This is a genomic window from Allomuricauda sp. CAU 1633, assembly GCF_017313225.1.
Classification (GTDB): domain Bacteria; phylum Bacteroidota; class Bacteroidia; order Flavobacteriales; family Flavobacteriaceae; genus Flagellimonas.
Genome location: NZ_JAFLNE010000004.1, coordinates 246,082 through 264,456 on the forward strand (window position 1 = coordinate 246,082; position 18,375 = coordinate 264,456).

The 18,375-nt window shown below is 41.0% G+C and carries 23 protein-coding genes; 5 read left to right on the forward strand and 18 right to left on the reverse strand.

All coding sequences use genetic code 11. From position 1 onward, the window contains the following. Positions 1–33: 33 nt before the first annotated feature. Positions 34–933, reverse strand: a complete 900-nt coding sequence (locus J0X14_RS13205) for a DUF72 domain-containing protein (protein WP_207098267.1) — start codon at positions 931–933, stop codon at positions 34–36. 195 nt (positions 934–1,128) lie between these two features. Between J0X14_RS13205 and J0X14_RS13210 the strand changes: the two genes are divergently transcribed. Then, positions 1,129–1,395 (forward strand): hypothetical protein, encoded by a 267-nt coding sequence (locus J0X14_RS13210; RefSeq protein WP_207098268.1) that lies wholly within the window; start codon positions 1,129–1,131, stop codon positions 1,393–1,395. Positions 1,396–1,578: 183 nt separating this feature from the next. On the opposite strand, the gene J0X14_RS13215 is transcribed toward J0X14_RS13210, so the two are convergent. After that, on the reverse strand, positions 1,579–2,340 hold the full coding sequence (locus tag J0X14_RS13215; RefSeq protein ID WP_207098269.1) for a DUF1080 domain-containing protein: 762 nt from the start codon (positions 2,338–2,340) through the stop codon (positions 1,579–1,581). Between the two features lie 165 nt (positions 2,341–2,505). Between J0X14_RS13215 and J0X14_RS13220 the strand changes: the two genes are divergently transcribed. Further along, positions 2,506–2,916, forward strand: coding sequence for a glyoxalase (locus J0X14_RS13220; protein ID WP_207098270.1), 411 nt, complete (start codon positions 2,506–2,508; stop codon positions 2,914–2,916). Here J0X14_RS13220 and J0X14_RS13225 read toward each other — a convergent pair. Further along, positions 2,911–3,588, reverse strand: coding sequence for a DUF2461 domain-containing protein (locus J0X14_RS13225; RefSeq protein WP_207098271.1), 678 nt, complete (start codon positions 3,586–3,588; stop codon positions 2,911–2,913). The genes J0X14_RS13220 and J0X14_RS13225 overlap by 6 nt on opposite strands. 98 nt (positions 3,589–3,686) lie before the next feature. On the opposite strand from J0X14_RS13225, the gene epsC reads away from it, so the two are divergent. Then, positions 3,687–4,478: a serine O-acetyltransferase EpsC gene (gene epsC / locus J0X14_RS13230; RefSeq protein WP_207098272.1), complete on the forward strand. Its 792-nt coding sequence runs from the start codon at positions 3,687–3,689 to the stop codon at positions 4,476–4,478. Continuing rightward, entirely contained in the window at positions 4,471–5,355 is an 885-nt protein-coding gene (gene cysM, locus J0X14_RS13235; protein WP_207098273.1) for a cysteine synthase CysM, read from the forward strand. Before epsC ends, cysM begins: the two co-directional genes overlap by 8 nt. Before the next feature lie 3 nt (positions 5,356–5,358). On the opposite strand, the gene J0X14_RS13240 is transcribed toward cysM, so the two are convergent. Then, positions 5,359–6,156 carry an alpha/beta hydrolase gene (locus J0X14_RS13240; protein WP_207098274.1) on the reverse strand — a complete coding sequence of 266 codons (798 nt, stop codon included), beginning with the start codon at positions 6,154–6,156 and terminating at the stop codon, positions 5,359–5,361. Continuing rightward, positions 6,143–7,018, reverse strand: coding sequence for an alpha/beta hydrolase (locus tag J0X14_RS13245; protein ID WP_207098275.1), 876 nt, complete (start codon positions 7,016–7,018; stop codon positions 6,143–6,145). Before J0X14_RS13245 ends, J0X14_RS13240 begins: the two co-directional genes overlap by 14 nt. 238 nt (positions 7,019–7,256) lie before the next feature. On the opposite strand from J0X14_RS13245, the gene J0X14_RS13250 reads away from it, so the two are divergent. Then, a complete protein-coding gene (locus J0X14_RS13250) occupies positions 7,257–7,739 on the forward strand; it encodes a hypothetical protein (protein ID WP_207098276.1) in 483 nt (160 codons plus the stop codon). 13 nt (positions 7,740–7,752) lie between these two features. Here J0X14_RS13250 and J0X14_RS13255 read toward each other — a convergent pair whose 3' ends face one another. From J0X14_RS13255 to J0X14_RS13315, 13 genes are all read right to left on the reverse strand, one after another. Next, complete coding sequence (locus J0X14_RS13255) at positions 7,753–9,222, reverse strand: magnesium chelatase (RefSeq protein ID WP_207098277.1); 1,470 nt, start codon at positions 9,220–9,222, stop codon at positions 7,753–7,755. 8 nt (positions 9,223–9,230) lie between these two features. Then, entirely contained in the window at positions 9,231–10,397 is a 1,167-nt protein-coding gene (locus tag J0X14_RS13260) for a vWA domain-containing protein (protein WP_207098278.1), read from the reverse strand. 63 nt (positions 10,398–10,460) lie between these two features. Further along, a complete protein-coding gene (gene hisIE / locus J0X14_RS13265) occupies positions 10,461–11,057 on the reverse strand; it encodes a bifunctional phosphoribosyl-AMP cyclohydrolase/phosphoribosyl-ATP diphosphatase HisIE (protein WP_207098279.1) in 597 nt (198 codons plus the stop codon). A gap of 3 nt (positions 11,058–11,060) precedes the next feature. After that, positions 11,061–11,816 carry an imidazole glycerol phosphate synthase subunit HisF gene (hisF, locus tag J0X14_RS13270; protein WP_207098280.1) on the reverse strand — a complete coding sequence of 252 codons (756 nt, stop codon included), beginning with the start codon at positions 11,814–11,816 and terminating at the stop codon, positions 11,061–11,063. 43 nt (positions 11,817–11,859) lie between these two features. After that, positions 11,860–12,138, reverse strand: coding sequence for a GIY-YIG nuclease family protein (locus tag J0X14_RS13275; protein ID WP_207098281.1), 279 nt, complete (start codon positions 12,136–12,138; stop codon positions 11,860–11,862). Between the two features lie 39 nt (positions 12,139–12,177). After that, positions 12,178–12,693: a DinB family protein gene (locus J0X14_RS13280; RefSeq protein ID WP_207098282.1), complete on the reverse strand. Its 516-nt coding sequence runs from the start codon at positions 12,691–12,693 to the stop codon at positions 12,178–12,180. Further along, positions 12,686–13,465, reverse strand: a complete 780-nt coding sequence (locus J0X14_RS13285; protein ID WP_207098283.1) for a HisA/HisF-related TIM barrel protein — start codon at positions 13,463–13,465, stop codon at positions 12,686–12,688. Before J0X14_RS13285 ends, J0X14_RS13280 begins: the two co-directional genes overlap by 8 nt. A gap of 1 nt (position 13,466) precedes the next feature. Then, positions 13,467–13,883 carry a GNAT family N-acetyltransferase gene (locus tag J0X14_RS13290; RefSeq protein WP_207098284.1) on the reverse strand — a complete coding sequence of 139 codons (417 nt, stop codon included), beginning with the start codon at positions 13,881–13,883 and terminating at the stop codon, positions 13,467–13,469. After that, positions 13,883–14,467, reverse strand: coding sequence for an imidazole glycerol phosphate synthase subunit HisH (gene hisH / locus J0X14_RS13295; protein WP_207098285.1), 585 nt, complete (start codon positions 14,465–14,467; stop codon positions 13,883–13,885). The genes J0X14_RS13290 and hisH overlap by 1 nt, the downstream gene beginning before the upstream one ends. Then, on the reverse strand, positions 14,468–15,604 hold the full coding sequence (gene hisB / locus J0X14_RS13300) for a bifunctional histidinol-phosphatase/imidazoleglycerol-phosphate dehydratase HisB (protein WP_207098286.1): 1,137 nt from the start codon (positions 15,602–15,604) through the stop codon (positions 14,468–14,470). Beyond that, positions 15,604–16,653 carry a histidinol-phosphate transaminase gene (gene hisC / locus J0X14_RS13305; RefSeq protein WP_207098287.1) on the reverse strand — a complete coding sequence of 350 codons (1,050 nt, stop codon included), beginning with the start codon at positions 16,651–16,653 and terminating at the stop codon, positions 15,604–15,606. Before hisC ends, hisB begins: the two co-directional genes overlap by 1 nt. After that, entirely contained in the window at positions 16,650–17,933 is a 1,284-nt protein-coding gene (gene hisD / locus J0X14_RS13310) for a histidinol dehydrogenase (RefSeq protein WP_207098288.1), read from the reverse strand. The genes hisC and hisD overlap by 4 nt, the downstream gene beginning before the upstream one ends. Next, the gene (locus J0X14_RS13315; protein WP_207098289.1) at positions 17,930–18,367 is read right to left on the reverse strand and encodes a GNAT family N-acetyltransferase; all 438 of its coding nucleotides are present in this window, start codon (positions 18,365–18,367) and stop codon (positions 17,930–17,932) included. The genes hisD and J0X14_RS13315 overlap by 4 nt, the downstream gene beginning before the upstream one ends. Positions 18,368–18,375: the final 8 nt, after the last annotated feature.

Sequence of the window (18,375 nt, forward strand, 5' to 3'; positions counted from 1 at the left end):
AATTTTTAACCTTCGGATTTTTCAATCCGTCAATTAATTGAACAAATCTTTTTGTGGGCTCAATGTCGACTTCGGAATGGTTAAGTTACAGCCCAGTTTTGGGTTCAGTTTTTCAATGAAATGGGCCGAAAGTAAGGGAGATTCCAACTCAAGATTCTGGTGCACAAAGAAATGGATGTTTTTCAATCCCATTTTTTTCCAAGTAGTCAAACGTTTCACCCAATCCTCCAAACGTGGATAATCCGATTCGTGGTTAGCGCCCACATAGCGAATAAAGGCTTCGTTGTTGGTCAGCCGCATGTGCATAAGGTCGCGTCTACCGGCCGTATCCACCAACACATTGGCCATGTTGTTCTCCTCCAATAAATGATAGAGTTCTTGGGCCACGGTTTCATCCGTAAACCAATCTGTGTGCCGGAATTCTAGGGCCAAGGGAAATTCTTTGGGCCAATATTCCACAAAACGTTCGACCCTATCCCAATTCTTGGGACCAAAATTGTTGTGCATCTGAAGGAAGATAGTACCTAACTTCTCCTTGAGCAGTGATGTGACTTCCAAATAACGGTCTGCTACATCGTAGACTTTATCATTAAGTCGACGCAAATGACTGACCTCATTGGTCATTTTTGGGAAAAACTTAAAGCCTTCTGGGGCCTTGTCGTACCATTTTTCATAGGTGTCTGGGGGGAAGATGCGGTAAAACGTAGCGTTCAACTCAATACAATTGAATTGTGTGGAATAGTACGTCAGCTCGTCTTTGGTGCCTCTCGGGTAAAAGTTTTTTAAATCTTGCCGGTTCCATTTGGCGCAACCCACAAAGACTTTGGTCTCCCATTCCTGCGTATTCTTTGACAAGACCACAGCCGTATCGGGATGGTCTGGTGGTATGGTAAAATCTATCAGTTCTGGGTGGTCTACTTTTCCGAATTTCATTCAATTAATTTTCAAGATGTTTAAAGGTAAAGCTTCAAAAAATTCGCGCCAAATAAAAACGCTATACTAGCTGGGGAGGCTTATATTAATATGGCTAAAAGAAAAACCCCAGTTTTTTTAAGGTTTATCTGTAATGGGGTTTTACCGAGTTTGAGTATCTTACCAGCACTTCCCCCCTAACAAAACATATTCCGTATGGGCATATTTCTTATCGTGGTTGGGGTCATCTTTTTGGTATTGGTGTATAAAAATGTAAAAGCTGGATTAAACCCTGATTGGTTAATATGGACCTTGGCCACCATTGGTATGCTTGTTGGAGTTTTGTATCTATCCAACTATATCGACTGTAAAATGAACAATAGTGGCTACTGCGGAACTGTTCCTACCTTAATTTGGATGTATGCAGCCCCAGTCGCCCTTTGTCTGATGCAGTTACTCTATTTAAAAAGAAGCAGTTTTTAAATTTGGGTTGGTTTTGTCCAATTTCACGGTCTTGGTGAATTGGTAAAGTTCGTTGAAAAAATAAAAGCGTATCTTTAGTGTATGACCAGAAAGAGCTATAACATCTACAGACTATTTCTTTATATCCAAACCGCCGTATTTGTGGTCATCATGATTGCATGGTGGATTGTTGGGAAATACTAATTAAAGCTCCCTGATTTTTATATCCCTAAACCAAACCTCAAAATACCAATCCTGTAAACTTATTTTGCCTTGATTGGCTTTGCCAAACTCAGGATAATTGGTAAAGTTGGTACCTTTTATTTTTTCGTGCCATTCCGGTGCGGTAAAATCTTGTGTTGCTGTACGAACGCCATTCAGGTAAAATTCCACTTTTCCATTTTCCTGTTTAATACGGGTTTGGTTCCACTCACCAGCATTGGTAATGGCTTCATTTTCTTGAGGCGAAAACCCATACAAACAACCTGATTTTTTCACGGGAATGTCTTGATCCATGTGGTTGGGGTCCAGAATTTGGTACTCAGGCCCAGTTTGGTAAGCTGTGGCCACCTCCGGTTTTTCCTGCACATTGATGAAAATCCCGCTATTCCCACGATTACCGATTTTCCATTCCAATACCAGTTCGTAGTTGGTATAGGACTTTTCACTGACCAAATCCTCATTGCTCTCTGTTTCAATGCTTGGATTACGATGCAACGCCCCCTCTTTTACTTCCCAGACGGATGGCGCTCCGGAATTGTAAACATGCCAACCTTGTAAGGTTTCACCATCAAACAACAATTCCCACCCCTGCTCTTTTTCAATATCATATAAGGTATTATGGCTCTCATTTTCTTGGGCTACTTGCTTGGTGTGCCATTCGGAAGTTTTTTCTTCTTTATCCTGATTTTTACAGGAAATGATAATAAGGGTAAGGCACAGCAGGCCAAAAATTTTAATGTGCATGATGTTTGTTTAGGTAAATCGATTTAAAAATAGTCAAATAAAATATTTAAATGCCCCTATTGAATGGTGCAGGTTTGTACACTTGTTTATAACATCGTTAAAAACTATTGGCGTCAACAAAATTGTGCGGTTTTTGATTATGTAATTTTAGTAAAACTTACAACCATGGATTCACGTTCCAAAAGTCTTTTGGAGATTCGTCCAGACATTCCACAGTCACACTTTAATAGCGAAATGGGTTCTGATGAACGTTTTCAGAACAAGACCCTTCGCCCCGTAATTAAATTGCAGAACTTTTTGCTGGTCGAGGCATTTAAGAATTACATCTATAAACATAAGGGTGTTTTTTATGATCTTAGTTTGGAGAAACGCCTTGCGTATATTGAGCGGGCCATACAGAAGGACATCAAATTCAGAAACTCCTTAAAAGGTATGGTCATAGGTCAATTTACCGTCGAGGAATATCAAGATTATATTCGGAATTCCTCTGCCCTGAACAAGAGGATGATGAATATGGTCACCGAAAGATTGAAGGACCAGGTACAATTGCTGGACAAGGAAGAAGTCCTTTTATAAAAGGGATTCTCCGTTCAAGTTGGTGGTCAAAATATCACTCATAAGGTCAAAATAGGGCCGAATCGCGCGAAAGGATTTATCCACTTCCTGGGCAAAAGAATCGGAAAGCACTTCTTTATCTGAAAAATTTCGGACAAAAATAAACTGCTTTTTCCGAATCAAATCGATATCGGGATGCTCCTTATCAAACCCTTTTGGAGCTGTTTTTACGGCATCACCCGCCAAATCACCCCAAATTTCCTTGAAGGATTTTTCATTGATTACCTCACGAAACTCCGAAGCATCCATTTCAAGCTCTTTTCGAATACGGAACAAATCTTCTTTATTGGGGTCCCAAAAGCCTGTGGCCAAAAAGGACCCACCTGGCATAATATGAATGTAGTAACCCCCTCTTAAATGGGCACCCAATCTTGAAAATGAAGCTGATAGATGCGTCTTATAGGGTGTTTTGTTCTTGGAAAAGCGAACGTCCCTATAAATTCGGAACATTTTCATTTTTTCAATTTCATCATGGTGGTTCAACCCATCTTTAATGGTTTCAAAAAAAGATTTTACGGCTTTCTCATGGGTCTTGAATGTGGGTTTATGCTGTTCAAACCAGTCTTTGTTGTTATTCTTGGAAAGTTCTTTTAAGAAGTCTAATACATCTTTTGAGATAGTGGAATTGCTCACAGTCTTATTTTGATAATATGTTATTTTTTATCTAAAGTTAGACTTTTATCGGGGAGCATGGTAAGGATTTTTCTAATTTTAAGACCATAAAGCACAGTATGGACAAGGAAAAGATAATTTCTGAGTTAAACAGGCATAAGAAACTGCCCTATCTTGACTTTAGATTAAAACAGGAAACCGAGGATTTTACCGATACACTTTTTTATACCCTTTTTGATGCCAACACGCCAGTTGCGGTAAATCTTGAAATGTTAGAGAATAAGTTCAACACCTTGCTGGACATGGCATGCTGGGAATTGGAACGACCCAGCAGTGAATTTTGGGACAGTTACGTAACCACCTTGCCCCAAATTTTGGAAAAGCTCAATTTAGATGCGGAGGCTATTCTTAATTGTGATCCGGCCTCGTTGTCCATCCAAGAAATCTATATGGCGTATCCTGGATTTTATGCCATTGCCATATATCGGTTGGCACATGAGCTTTATGTACAAGATGTCCCGCTGATTCCAAGGTTGATGACCGAATATGCGCACAGACAGACCGGTGTGGACATAAATCCTGGTGCCACTATTGGAAAATCATTCTTTATAGATCATGCTACGGGTGTGGTTATTGGTGAAACCGCCGTGATTCATGATAATGTGAAAATTTATCAAGGAGTTACCTTGGGCGCACTTTATGTGGCCAAGAATCTGCAAAAGACCAAAAGGCACCCTACCATAGAATCCAATGTTACCATTTATGCCAATGCTACAATTTTAGGAGGTGAAACTGTGATTGGCGAAAACTCAATTATTGGAGGAAATGCTTGGCTTACCTCTTCAGTACCTGCCAACTCAACCGTTTATCATTCTCCAGAAATCAAAATCAAGACAACGCCCAATGTCTAAAAGCATCCTTGACCTCATTGGAAACACCCCTATGGTGGAATCCAAAGTTTTAAATACTAACCCCAACGTAAAATTATTTTTTAAGCTGGAAGGAAATAATCCCGGAGGGAGTGTTAAAGACCGACCAGCCTATAACATGATCAAGAGCGGTTTGGAACGCGGTGATTTCACCAAAGATTCCAAATTAATTGAGGCCACCAGTGGCAATACAGGTATCGCTTTAGCCATGATTGCAGGTATATTCGGGTTGGACATAGAATTGGTCATGCCCGAAAATTCTACAAAGGAACGGGTGCAGACCATGCGTGCTTACGGTGCCAAAGTAACTTTGACTCCTTCTGATGTGGGAATTGAAGGTGCTAGGGATTATGCAGAGGCCAAAGTAAATGATGAAGGCTACATCATGCTGAATCAATTTGGCAACAACGACAATTGGATGGCCCATTATAAAACTACAGGGCCCGAAATATGGAAGGATACCCAAGGCGGAATCACCCATTTTGTATCCAGTATGGGAACCACGGGAACTATAATGGGAACATCAACCTATTTAAAGGAACAAGACCCATCGGTCCAGATTGTTGGGGTGCAACCTACAGATGAATCCCGTATTCCAGGTATTCGGAAATGGCCAGAGGAATATCTGCCCAAGATTTTTGACCGTAATAAGGTAGACCGCATTATGGAGGTCAGCGAGGAAGATGCCGTTAGTATGGCCAAGAAACTGGCCAAGGAAGAGGGTATTTTTGCGGGTATGAGCAGTGGCGGGGCCGCTACCGTTGCATTGCGACTTGCCGAAACCTTGGAAAGCGGAACAATCGTATCCATTGTTTGTGACCGAGGTGACCGTTACCTGTCTTCAGATTTATTTAATTAGGGATTATTCCAATTCCATTTTTATTCCATTCCAATAGGCTTCAAAATCACTTAGATTATTGTGACTCCCGTTGGGAATGGTATATATTTTTTTATCGGTATTTGGAATGGCATCAAACAATTTTTTTCCGGAAGCATAGGAAACCACCGTATCATCGGTACCGTGAAAAATACGAATGGGACTTTCCACCCCCTGAATAAATTTATGAGAAGGCATCTCATATTGGAGCAATTGTTTTAGTGGTAAGAAGGAAAATCGGTCTTTGGCAGCATCCAAAAGACTATAAAAAGGAGTTTCCAATATCAGCTTTTGGCACTGATTTTTAGAAGCCAACTGGGTTGCGATGCTTGCTCCAAGAGATCTTCCGTAGACAATAATGTCATTGGCTTTATATGTATCATTAAGATAGTTGTAGAAAAGTTGCGCATCTTGGTACAGGGCTTCTTCGCTGATTTTCCCGGTACTCTTCCCATAGCTGCGATAATCCATCACCAAAACATCGTACCCCAATTCTACAAATGGGAGTACAATCTCCCCCCATCGGGACAAATCCCCTGCATTACCATGGAAATACAGAATCACCCCTTTTGGGTCTGTAGCATGAAAATGGAGTGCATTTAAGTTGGCACCATCATCCGTTTTAAGGAAGATTTCGTCAAAATCAGCTTGGAAGGAATAGGTATAGTCCTGAGCTAATTTTGTGGGCAAAAAAATCAATCTTTCTTGAAAAAAGTACACCATGGCTGTAAGTAGAATCAAAAAAATCCCAAAAAAAGCACCAAAACGCTTAAGCTTTTGCATTTACGTGCTTTGAAGAATGTTTAACATTGATGCTGGATCCCTCTAGATTGACCTTGGTGGGCCTGCTGGTAACAATCTCTCCCAACATTTTGTGATAGGATTCAAAATTGTTCAGGTCTTTGTGCCCACCCCCTATTACGGTATACAGAGTGGTTAAACCTGGTTTGATTTTGGACAATTTTACACTGGTCTTATAGGGAATAAGCCGATCATCCGTTCCGTGAATGATATGGATGGGACAATTCACATACTTCAACCATTTGTACGTGGGCATGGGAAATTTGATCAACAAGGAAAGCGGCATAAACGGGATAAACTTCTTTGCGACTTTACTCAAGCTATAATACGGCGCATCCAAAATAAGCATTCGGGGGTTGTTCATGGAGGCCAACTTAGCCGCAAATCCCGAACCCATGGAACGTCCGTACAGGATGATATATTTTTCGGCCACTTGCTCTTTTATCTTATTGTACACCACCTGCATATCCCGCTTAATGGCTTTTTGGGTCCTTCGACCTGTACTTTTTCCAAAGCCTCGATAGTCCACCATGATTACATCGTAGCCATGGCGGGTAAAATCTACCGCAAACTTCCCCCACCCCTTAATACTCTTTGAGTTGCCCTTTAAATAAAAAACGACGCCCTTCGGGTCTTTTGATTTAAACCTAAGGCCATTGATCGTAGCACCGTCCCTAGTTTCAATACTATATTCCTCTATTTCCTGATTATCGTAATAAAATTGGAAGTCCTTGGACAACTTTTCAGGTTTGAACAGAAAGTAATCCTGGAGGTAATACAACAAAACGCTCAACACGATGTACACGCCGAGGACAATCCATACGATGTAAAGCCAATTTTGCATAGGAAAGGAATTTATCCAAAATACAAAAAATACGATTATCTAACCTTCACGATCTTATGAATCAAGCTGTTGAGTTTATTCGTAAGGAAAATTAGCGTCCAAGTCTCAAAAAAATGAAGTTTCACATCAGTTTTTTCGGATTATCCAACATTGTTGACGGGTCATCGATTTCTTTAAAATACTCCTTTAAAAACCCCGTTCTTTATGCTAAATAAAGTCCCCCAAATCCCTATTAGATATGAATACATTGTCTAAAATAATCACTTGGAAAAGGAATATCCTGGCTAGTTTAGGTGTTTTGTTCATCTTGATTGTTTTAAATTTTTACGGTGTTTACACCAACCAATTTTATTTCACTAAACCCGACAATTACATATTTCCCATACTTAGTTCGGTACACTTTCTTTATCTGTACGTGATATGGTTCAAAATTTCTGAAGAAGAACTTCCAGACCCAAAGATGCGGAACATTGAGTACGTACTATATGCAATTATGATTGTGTATTTTTTCAAAATATATGATAGCGCAATGGTACTCAACTCCATTGAAACCTACGGAGAACATATTATCCCTGCTTCTTTTAAGCCTATGGCCACGCTCATACTTGTCCTTTATAGTATATTGCCTATTCTGACGCTATATACATTTTGGCTTAGAAAACGATATGTTGGAGTGTACAATTTTGAAAACTACAACGACAATCTAAATATTTGGCAGTAGTTCCTAGCTGGGTTTAGAGTCCTCGGATGTAACTTCCATACAAATCTTTAAACTGAATCCCTTTCGTAAAGCGGTGTTTGCTCAACTTTTTATGAGCCACCAATCCCCAGAGCAATAACTCTTTCATAAAATAAGAATCCTCTTTTGAAATGGAAGGTTGATACTCCTTAATTAGATTATTTAGTGGCCTAACGGAATCGAGTTTGGTTTTGTAGTCTGAGTCAGAATCATCGTCTAAAAGGTCGAATCCTTCGCCATCGAAAAACCAGTTGACCAATTCATCGTATTCGGTTTCAGCTTCTTTGCGTTGAAGCTTATCGATTTTTGGAAAATAAGTTGGGAAAAGGGATTTTATGGCTTCCTCTATCAGAGTCTCGGCCACAAATCCAGCCCCTTCTTGTTCACCTTCGTAAACCAATTCAATTTTCCCGGTGATGGAAGGAATCACACCCATAAAATCACTTAATCGAACGGAAGTTTTTTTATCTCCAGAATGGATGGCTCTGCGCTCCGCTGTGCTCAAAAGATTCTCGAAAGCGGTAATGCTCATTCGCGCACTTACCCCACTCTTGGCATCTACATATTCGCTATTGCGAGCTTCAAAACTGATTTGTTCCAACACATCCATCGCAATCTCTGGGACATAGACATTGTCTGACTGTCTAGAATCCAGTTGGGCCTCTTGTTTGGTGATTTTCTTGGCTATTTCAATGCTTTCAGGATAATGGGTCAAGATTTGGGAACCGATTCTATCCTTAAGCGGTGTTACAATACTTCCTCGATTCGTATAATCTTCAGGATTTGCCGTAAATACAAATTGAAGGTCTAATGAAAGTCGCAGCTTAAATCCACGGATTTGAATGTCACCTTCCTGAAGAATATTGAACAAAGCCACTTGTATCCGGGCTTGGAGGTCTGGTAACTCATTGATCACAAAAATGCAACGGTTCGCACGCGGAATCATTCCAAAGTGAATTACCCGGTCATCTGCATACGAAAGTTTCAGGTTTGCGGCTTTGATGGGGTCCACGTCACCAATCAAATCGGCCACGGTAACATCTGGTGTAGCCAACTTTTCATAGAATCGTTCGTTTCTATGAATCCAATCTATTGGCGTTTTATCGCCTTTCTCCTTGATGAGTTCAGTTGCATATCGAGAAATCGGCTTCATTGGGTCATCATGCACTTCCGACCCTTCCACAATGGGCATCCATTCGTCCAAAAGTTGCACCATCAATCGGGCCAAACGGGTTTTGGCCTGTCCCCGTAACCCAAGAAGATTGATGTTGTGTCGGGAAAGAATGGCACGCTCCAATTCGGGTATCACCGAGTTTTCGTAACCCCAAACGCCTTCAAAGACTTCTTCACCGTTAGAAATTTTGTTGAGGAGATTTTCGCGGAGCTCGTCTTTGATACTTTTACTTTGATATCCTGTGGACCTTAATTCTCCTAAGGTCTTTATTTTGGTATGATCCAATTTCATATGATGGTTTATCCTTTAATTCTTCGTTTTCTGTTTTGCTCGTAATCTTCAAAAATCATCTCTCCCAATCCCTTCAATCCCGTATAAAAAGCTTTGCCTTTGTTGGCTTGGGTAAATTCACGCACAAACTGCATGAGATACGGGTCTTGGGCAATCATAAATGTGGTGATGGGAATATGCAACTTACGGGCTTGCTGGGCCATGGCGTAGCATTTTTCCACGATGTACTCATCCAAGCCTACACTGTTTTTATAATAGTCCCCATTAGGAAGCCGCAAGCAAGAGGGCTTACCATCGGTGATCATAAAGATTTGCTTGTTGGTATTTCGTTTTCTACGGAGCATGTCCATAGCCAATTGCAATCCGGCCACGGTATTGGTGTGGTATGGCCCGACTTTCAGATAGGGTAAATCCTTTATGGGAATGGGCCACGCATCGTTTCCAAAAACCAAAATTTCCAGCGTATCCTTCGGATAGCGTGTAGTAATGAGCTCCGCCAAGGCCATGGCCACTTTTTTGGCCGGAGTGATTCGGTCTTCACCGTATAATATCATACTGTGGCTGATATCAATCATCAGCACCGTGCTCATTTGCGCCTTATAATGCGTGTCTTCCACCACCAAATCGTCCTCATTCAAGGAAAAACTGTCCAAACCATGATTGACTTGGGCATTACGCAAACTTTCGGTCATGGAAATACTTTCTAGGGAATCCCCAAAACGATATTCCCTAAAATCCCCAGTGTGCTCATCGCCCCTGCCCGATTTTCCGGTACGATGATTTCCGGCTCCGCTTCGTTTCAATTTTCCAAAGATTTGGTCGAGAGCACGTTGGCGAAGCATTCGTTCTAGTTTAGCGGTAATGGAAAGATTTCCTGGGCCCCTGCCCTCTTCATCACCTTCCTCACCTTCACCCGCTTCGCGGTCGTCCATATCAAACTCTTCGCGAATGAAACCTTTCGCTTTCAAATCTTCGATAAAATCGTCGATGGTATAGTCCTCATCGGTAAGTTCGTATTCCTTGTCCAGCTCACGGAGCCAGTCCAAAGCTTCCTCAACATCGCCTGAAGTATGTGTAATGAGTTCTTGAAAAATCTCAAAGAGTTTTTCAAACGGAGTTTGATCTGGGGCTTCGTAGGTAGTAAAACGAAACCCTTTTCTTGTATTCATAGCCATTACATAAAATTACGGTATTTCCGTGTAACGACTAGGCCTTTAAAAAAAACTTAACGCTCTTGTTCAATGGCGTTTTTGCAGCACTTGGGCGATATCATCTAATTTATATCCCTTTGCTTGTAGCAAAATGAGATAGTGAAAGAGCAAATCAGCACTTTCGTTCAAAAAGAGGCCCTCGTTGTCATCTTTGGCTTCAATAACGGTCTCCACGGCTTCCTCGCCCACTTTTTGCGCAATTTTATTAATGCCTTTTCGGAACAAGGAGGCCACATAGCTGTCTGGATTTTCTGGATCGTTTTTTCGGGAAGTAATGATGTCCTCTAAATCGGATAGAAACCCATAGCCTTGAACATTTTCTTGGGCCCAGCAGGTATCGGTTCCTTTGTGACAGGTGGGTCCAACAGGGTTTACGGTAACTAAAAGTGTGTCGTTGTCGCAATCTATTTTAATATCAACCAAGTTCAAAAAATTACCGCTCTCTTCTCCTTTAGTCCATAATCGTTGTTTAGTACGACTAAAAAAAGTGACCTTTTTGGTTTCTTTGGTAACATCCAACGCCTCTTGGTTCATATAACCCAGCATCAAAACATTTTTGGTCTGTGCATCTTGGATGATGACAGGAACCAGTCCGTCTGGATTTTTGTTGAAATCTATTTTCATATCCTAAATTCTAACAGGAATTCCTTCTCCCTTTAGTTCGTTCTTTAAATCTATTATCTCAATTTCCTTAAAATGAAAAACGCTAGCAGCTAGAGCAGCGTCCGCTTTTCCATCTTTGAAGGTATCCGTAAAATGTGAAACAGTACCCGCTCCTCCTGAGGCAATCACGGGAATGTTTACCAGTTCTGACAATTGTGCCAATGCTACGTTGGCAAAACCGTTTTTGGTGCCGTCGTGGTCCATGGATGTGAACAGTATCTCTCCAGCACCGCGTTCTTCCACTTCTTTGGCCCATTGGAACAATTCAATTTCCGTGGGAACCTTGCCCCCGACCAAATGGACTTTCCAGTTGCCATCAATCTGTTTGGCATCAATGGCAACTACAATACACTGGGAACCAAATTTAGCCACCAATTCATTGATGAGTGCTGGTCGTTTCACCGCGGAAGAATTGATGGAAACTTTATCAGCCCCATTTTTTAATAGAATGTCCACGTCTTCAACCGAAGATATACCACCACCCACGGTAAAAGGAATATTGATGGTTTCTGCGACATGATACACCAATTCGGCCAAGGTCTTCCGTTTTTCCTCCGTGGCAGAAATATCCAAAAAGACCAATTCGTCAGCACCTTCTTTTGCATAGATGGCAGCAAGTTCAACGGGGTCACCGGCGTCTCTGAGGTCAACAAAATTGACTCCTTTTACGGTTCTTCCGTCTTTGATGTCCAAGCAAGGTATGATTCGTTTTGTGAGCATATTTTCTTCTCGTCACCCTGAACTTGTTTCAGGGTCACATTATTTAATAGTCCAATGTTTCTATGGTTGGATTTTGTTCTTTAATCAAGTTGACTTTCCATTCATGATGCCAGTTTTTCAATTGTTTTTCTCTAGCAATGGCTTGGTTGATATCTGTAAAAGTTTCAAAATATACCAAATCTATAAGATTGTACTTTTTGGTGAATTTTGAACCCTTACCTTCTTCATGCTCTGCCATTCTTTTTGACAAATTGGATGTAACTCCAATATAAAATGTTGTTCTGTACTTGTTGGTCATTATGTATACAAAACTTTGTTTCATCAATATGTGTGATTCCGAAACGAGTTCGGAATGACGTCGTTATTCATTTTTTGCATTAAGATTCACACCATCATAAAAGCCTAAATCTTGATTGTTCAATAGTTTTGTCCAAAGTGCGATTTGACCCGTATGGTAGGATAGGTGCTCCGTAACATGGATGATGTTTCCTGCGCCTGAAAAATGAAAACCCTGTACCGACCTTTTTCGCAACAACTCTTCCAAAGGAGCCTCGTAAAAAGCCCTTTTGGCCTCATCAATGGTATCACTGAGCTTTTGAATCAATTCGTCTTTAGAATACCCAGAGGTGGTGGAGAATTCCTCATCACGTTTGCGGCTGTCCTCCAAGTTTTGAATGGAAGCAATTCCATATTGGGTAATGTTGCCGCATAAGTGCAATATCAAATTCCCAATACTGTTCGCTGATTCATTGGGCTTCTGCCAAATGGCCTTTTCTGGGAGCTGGTCCAGGCAGATTTTAATCATGCGAAGACTTTCGTTCATGCGATAACCTGCATTCCAAACCAATTCTTCCTGAAGTTGTTTGTCCTTATCCATTTTCAAGAATGTAGTGTTCCAATTGTTTTAAACTGATTCTGTTCTCATAAATGGCCTTACCAATTATGGTACCCTCACACCCTATTTCGGCGAGTTTGGGGAGTTCATCATAAGTGGAAATGCCTCCACTGGCAATCAACTTTAGCCCTATAGTCTCAACATCCTCTACCCCACTTCCCGTAACCAAGGTCTCATGTTTCATGGTTTTGGAGAGAATTTTTTTATAAAGCTCGAAAGAAGGCCCCTCCAACATCCCATCTTTGCTGATATCCGTGCAAATTACATATTGGATACCTTTCTTCTGGTAGGATTGGATAAAAGGAACCAACTCTTGATTGGATTCTTCCTGCCAACCAGATACGGCCACTTTCTCATTTTGAGCATCTGCTCCCAGAATAATTTTACTGGAACCGTAAGTTTCTAACCAACCTAAAAAGGTTTCTTGATCCTTCACGGCAATGCTTCCCCCCGTAATCTGATTGGCACCACTTTCAAATGCAATATGAAGATCTTCATCGGACTTTAATCCACCGCCAAAGTCAATTTTCAAGTCAGTCTGGGATGCAAGGGTTTCTAAAACCTTATGGTTGATAATATGCTTGGATTTAGCACCATCTAAATCCACTACGTGCAAATATTGAATGCCATGCGCCTCAAATTCCTTGGCAACCTCCAACGGATTTTCATTGTATATTTTTTTGGTGCCATAATCCCCTTTGGAAAGGCGAACACATTTTCCTTCAATAATATCTATGGCAGGTATCAATCTCATGTCAATCGTATTTTGCCTTGTCCAAGGCCATCCACATTTCAGAATCCCCAACTTTTGAAAAACCTAGAGGTGCATACAATCCATGCGCATCTTTGGTTTTCAAAGCCACCGTAAAAACATTTTTAATGTCTGGATGCTCCAAAATGTGTTTTACCAGCATTTTTCCCAATCCTTTTCCTTTGTAGGGTTCAAAAACCAGAACATCCATTAGGTAGGCAAAAACTACTTTGTCTGTCAGTACCCTTGCGAAACCAATTTGCTCACCATTTTGGGTATACAATCCAAAGCACAAACAACTTTCAATGGTTGTTGTGGTCAATTCCAACGTACGATACCCACCCCAATAGGTGCTTTTGACCTGTTGGTGGATTTTTGGGATATCCAATTTGTCCTTATCAGTTGAAATGTAATATTCCATCAAATGACTGTTAAAAAATTCTTTAGTATTTCACTTCCTACATCGCTGCTTTTCTCAGGGTGAAACTGCACTCCGTAAAAATTATCTTTTTGCAATGCAGCACTGTAGGCCAATCCATAATCCGAGCTTGCGATCGTTTCTGGGTCTAGGGGCGCATAGAAACTATGCACCAAATAAATATAGGATTTGTCTGGAATTCCCTTGAACAAGTCCGTTTTTAGATTGGTGATTTGGTTCCATCCTATTTGCGGTACTTTTACGGTTCTTGGAAATTTTACCACATCCATATCAAAAATATTGAGTCCTTTAGTATTTCCTTCTTCGGATGACCTACACATTAATTGCATGCCCAGGCAAATTCCCAACACCGGTTGTTTTAACTGGGGAATGATTTTATCCAAACCACTGGCCCTTAATTTTGCCATGGCAGAACTGGCCTCCCCTACACCGGGAAAAATGACCTTGTCGGCGTTCTGGATTTCCGCAACATCATGACTTAAAACTGCTTCAAAGCCCAACCGTTTGATGGCAAATTTTATGCTTTGGATATTCCCTGCACCGTAATCGATTATGACTATCTTCATTTACAACATTCCTTTCGTTGAGGGCAACACCATTTTCTCCGCGTCCCGTTTTACTGCCATTTTAATGGATTTGGCAAAGGCCTTAAATATGGCCTCGATTTTATGGTGTTCGTTGTTGCCTTCGGCTTTAATATTTAAATTGGCTTTGGCACCATCTGTAAACGACTTGAAGAAATGCAAGAACATCTCCGTTGGCATCTCCCCTATTTTTTCACGTTTGAAATCGGCATCCCAAACGAGCCAATTTCGTCCACCAAAATCAATGGCCACTTGTACCAGACAATCATCCATGGGCAAACAGAAACCATAGCGTTCAATACCAAGTTTGTTGCCTAGCGCTTTTGAGAAAACTTCTCCCAATGCAATGGCGGTATCCTCAATGGTGTGGTGCTCATCCACTTCCAAATCGCCATCTACTTTTATAGTTAAATCCATTTGACCATGACGTGCCAACTGGTCCAACATATGGTCAAAAAAGGCCAGACCTGTTTGTATGTCGCTTTTGCCAGTCCCGTCCAAATTCAACTTGATTTGAATGTCGGTCTCATTGGTTTTTCTGGATATCTCAGCGATTCGATTCTCTAGCTTCAAAAACTCATAAATTTTCTCCCAATCGTTGCTTTCCAAAGCGATATAGCCATCCAATTCGTCACGCTTCACTGTGATTTCTCCAGTTCCCAAATGGGTTTCATCGTTGATGAAGATACCTTTGGCTCCCAAATTTTTGGCCAACTCCACATCTGTAAGACGGTCACCTATCACAAAGGATTTTTCTAAATCATATTCCTCGAAAAAGTAAGAAGTAAGCAATCCGGTTCCCGGTTTGCGAGTATCAGCATTATCTTTTGGAAATGTTCTATCGATAAAGACTTGATCAAAAACAACCCCTTCATTTTCAAAGGACTTCAGGATAAAGTTATGCACGGGCCAGAAGGTTTCCTCCGGGAAAATATCAGTGCCCAAACCATCTTGATTGGTAATCATGACCAACTCATAATCCAACTCCTTCGCGATTTTCCCTAAATAGGTGAAGACTTTTGGATAAAATGAAATCTTATCAAATGCATCTATCTGCTCATCTGACGTTTCCTTGATGATGGTCCCATCTCGGTCAATAAAAAGTACTTTCTTGCCCATTATCCCAATTGTTTTAAAATGGCGATTAGTTTTTTATTTTCTGTTGGAGTTCCCACAGTAAACCTGAGGGTATTTTCGCAAAGTGGTTGGGTACTTCGGTTTCGAACCACCACATGTTGCTCCAATAATTCTTGATATCGTTTGTCGGCATCATCCACTTTGGCCAAAACAAAATTAGCGTCTGTAGGATAAATTTCCTGAACGAATTCAACTTGTTTCATAGCCTCAATTAACTCATCCCGTTCCTTTAAAATTTGCACCACCTCTTTTTCAACCACATCTTGATTCATTACTCGTTTCAGTGCTTGTTGTTGGGTAAGCTGATTCACATTGTAGGGTGGCTTGATTTTATTCAAGATGGTAATGATTTCTTCGGACGCGTAACAAATTCCCAATCGAATCCCTGCCATTCCATACGCTTTGGATAGAGTTTGGGTGACAATCAGATTCGGATATTTCTTCAATTCTGACAACCAACTCTCTTGTTCTGAAAAATCAATATAGGCCTCATCAATAACCACTAGACCATTAAAATGTTCCAATAATTCCTCTACTTTTTCTCTAGAAAAAGCATTTCCCGTAGGATTGTTGGGTGAACAGATTAAGAGCAACTTCGTGTTTTCATCAACTGTTCTCAAAATTTCAAGAACATTGGGCTCAAAATCCGAAGTCAACAATACTTCCCTGTTTTCCACTGCATTGATTCCAGACAACACTTTATACATTCCATAAGTAGGTGGCAAGGTTATGATATTGTCCTGGTTCGGTTCGCAGAAAGCCCTGAAAATAAGATCGAGGACTTCATCGCTCCCATTACCGAGCAGCATGTTTGCCTCAGAAACCCCTTTCTGTTCCGCCAATAGCGATTTTAAGCTTCGTTGATACGGGTCTGGGTAACGATTCACCCCATTTTCAAACGGATTTTCATTCGCATCCAAAAATAGCATCTCAGAACCATCAGATACGTATTCGTCTCGAGCAGAGGAATAGGGTTTCAATTTGCTTACCGATTCCCTTACAATTGTATTTATGTTGAAAATCTTCGTCATTTCAAACTATTTAATCGAAGCGTTACGGCGTTTTTGTGTGCCTGCAAGCCTTCCGCTTCCGCCATTAATTCAATGGCACTCCCAATTTTGCTCATTCCCTCTTCGGATATTTTTTGAAAAGTCATACTCTTCATAAAACTATCCAAATTTACTCCGCTATATTGCTTGGCATAGCCATTGGTGGGCAGCGTATGATTGGTTCCTGAGGCATAATCACCAGCACTTTCGGGTGTGTAATTGCCAATAAAAACCGACCCTGCATTTTGTATTCTGTTGAGATAAAAACTCTCATTTTCCATACAAACAATAAAATGTTCAGGACCATACTCGTTGATAAGGTCAATGGCCATTTCATCATTCTCCACCAAAATCAATTTACTATTGGCGATGGATTTTTCGGCAATTTCCTTTCGAGGTAAAACGCTAAGCTGTTCTTCAATTTCCTTTTCAACAGCATCTATTAATTTTTCAGAGGTGGAAACCAAAATAACCTGACTGTCCGTACCATGCTCTGCCTGACTCAATAAATCTGAAGCCACAAAAGCAGGATTGGCCGTGTCATCTGCTACCACCAAAAGTTCACTTGGGCCAGCAGGCATATCGATAGCAACATTGTGTTTGGTGGCCAATTGTTTTGCCACAGTGACATATTGATTTCCTGGACCGAATATTTTGTACACTTTTGGGATGCTTTCGGTTCCAAAAGTCATGGCAGCTATGGCTTGAATGCCCCCAACCTTAAAAATTTGGGTTACTCCGCACAAATTGGCCGCATACAAAATGGTTGGATTTACTTCCCCATCTTTGCAAGGGGGCGTACACAAAACAATTTCTTGACAACCGGCAATTTTAGCAGGAACGGCCAGCATCAAAATGGTGGAAAACAAAGGTGCGGTTCCCCCAGGGATATACAAACCCACTTTTTGAATGGGCCTTTTCTCCTGCCAACACTGAACCCCAGGCATCGTTTCTACTTCGACCCTGCTGGTCTTTTGCGCAGCATGAAATGTTTCAATATTGGCTTTGGCCAAGGCAATGGCCTCTTTCAACTCCTCGGGAACTAATTCAGAGGCTTTCTTGATTTCATTGGCACTTACCAAAAGCGAATTTAGTTTGGCTTTGTCAAATTGCTCCGTATATTTTTGGACAATGGCATCCCCCCCGCTTTTCACTTCTTCAAAAATGGTGTTTACGGTTTGTTCGATGTCCGACACGGTTTGGGTGGGACGTTGTAACAAGCTTTGCCAACTATCTCTGCCTGGGCGAATTATTTTATTCATTTTTTAAGCCTTTTAATCATGTGGTATCCTACGGGTTCATAACCATGGGATTCCCAAAACCGCTTTCCACCTTCATTTTTGACATAACAGTTGACCTCGGTGGTATCACATCCAATTTCCTCGGCATAATTCATTAGAAATTGCATCATGAGCTTACCAATTCCCTTGCCTTGGTATTTTGGGTCAATAATGACATTGTCAGGTTCCACATGTCTACCTGAATAGAGCTTATTGAGCAACCAAACCCCACATATTCCAATCAATTGTTCGCCATCGTATACCCCAATACATTTATATCCCAGGGGAATCATCTCAACCAATCGACTTTCCAATGTTTCCATGGAAATTCTTTCGCTGTTGAGCACATAGGCCAATGGCAATATGCTCTTCAAGTTTTCAACGGGAATCCATCTTATGGTAAATTGTGTTTCCATACCCCGAT

Coding starts and splice junctions, on each gene's coding strand:
- hisF (WP_207098280.1), bottom strand. CDS start 11,816: ATGCTCACAAAACGAATCATACCTTGCTTGGACATCAAAGACGGAAGA.
- J0X14_RS13285 (WP_207098283.1), bottom strand. CDS start 13,465: ATGAGATTGATACCTGCCATAGATATTATTGAAGGAAAATGTGTTCGC.
- cysM (WP_207098273.1), top strand. CDS start 4,471: ATGTCTAAAAGCATCCTTGACCTCATTGGAAACACCCCTATGGTGGAA.
- J0X14_RS13210 (WP_207098268.1), top strand. CDS start 1,129: ATGGGCATATTTCTTATCGTGGTTGGGGTCATCTTTTTGGTATTGGTG.
- hisB (WP_207098286.1), bottom strand. CDS start 15,604: ATGGGCAAGAAAGTACTTTTTATTGACCGAGATGGGACCATCATCAAG.
- hisIE (WP_207098279.1), bottom strand. CDS start 11,057: ATGAAAATAGATTTCAACAAAAATCCAGACGGACTGGTTCCTGTCATC.
- J0X14_RS13315 (WP_207098289.1), bottom strand. CDS start 18,367: ATGGAAACACAATTTACCATAAGATGGATTCCCGTTGAAAACTTGAAG.
- J0X14_RS13240 (WP_207098274.1), bottom strand. CDS start 6,156: ATGCAAAAGCTTAAGCGTTTTGGTGCTTTTTTTGGGATTTTTTTGATT.
- J0X14_RS13280 (WP_207098282.1), bottom strand. CDS start 12,693: ATGGATAAGGACAAACAACTTCAGGAAGAATTGGTTTGGAATGCAGGT.
- J0X14_RS13245 (WP_207098275.1), bottom strand. CDS start 7,018: ATGCAAAATTGGCTTTACATCGTATGGATTGTCCTCGGCGTGTACATC.
- J0X14_RS13255 (WP_207098277.1), bottom strand. CDS start 9,222: ATGAAATTGGATCATACCAAAATAAAGACCTTAGGAGAATTAAGGTCC.
- J0X14_RS13220 (WP_207098270.1), top strand. CDS start 2,506: ATGGATTCACGTTCCAAAAGTCTTTTGGAGATTCGTCCAGACATTCCA.
- J0X14_RS13205 (WP_207098267.1), bottom strand. CDS start 933: ATGAAATTCGGAAAAGTAGACCACCCAGAACTGATAGATTTTACCATA.
- J0X14_RS13250 (WP_207098276.1), top strand. CDS start 7,257: ATGAATACATTGTCTAAAATAATCACTTGGAAAAGGAATATCCTGGCT.
- hisC (WP_207098287.1), bottom strand. CDS start 16,653: ATGACGAAGATTTTCAACATAAATACAATTGTAAGGGAATCGGTAAGC.
- J0X14_RS13290 (WP_207098284.1), bottom strand. CDS start 13,883: ATGGAATATTACATTTCAACTGATAAGGACAAATTGGATATCCCAAAA.
- J0X14_RS13275 (WP_207098281.1), bottom strand. CDS start 12,138: ATGAAACAAAGTTTTGTATACATAATGACCAACAAGTACAGAACAACA.
- epsC (WP_207098272.1), top strand. CDS start 3,687: ATGGACAAGGAAAAGATAATTTCTGAGTTAAACAGGCATAAGAAACTG.
- hisH (WP_207098285.1), bottom strand. CDS start 14,467: ATGAAGATAGTCATAATCGATTACGGTGCAGGGAATATCCAAAGCATA.
- J0X14_RS13215 (WP_207098269.1), bottom strand. CDS start 2,340: ATGCACATTAAAATTTTTGGCCTGCTGTGCCTTACCCTTATTATCATT.
- hisD (WP_207098288.1), bottom strand. CDS start 17,933: ATGAATAAAATAATTCGCCCAGGCAGAGATAGTTGGCAAAGCTTGTTA.
- J0X14_RS13260 (WP_207098278.1), bottom strand. CDS start 10,397: ATGGCTATGAATACAAGAAAAGGGTTTCGTTTTACTACCTACGAAGCC.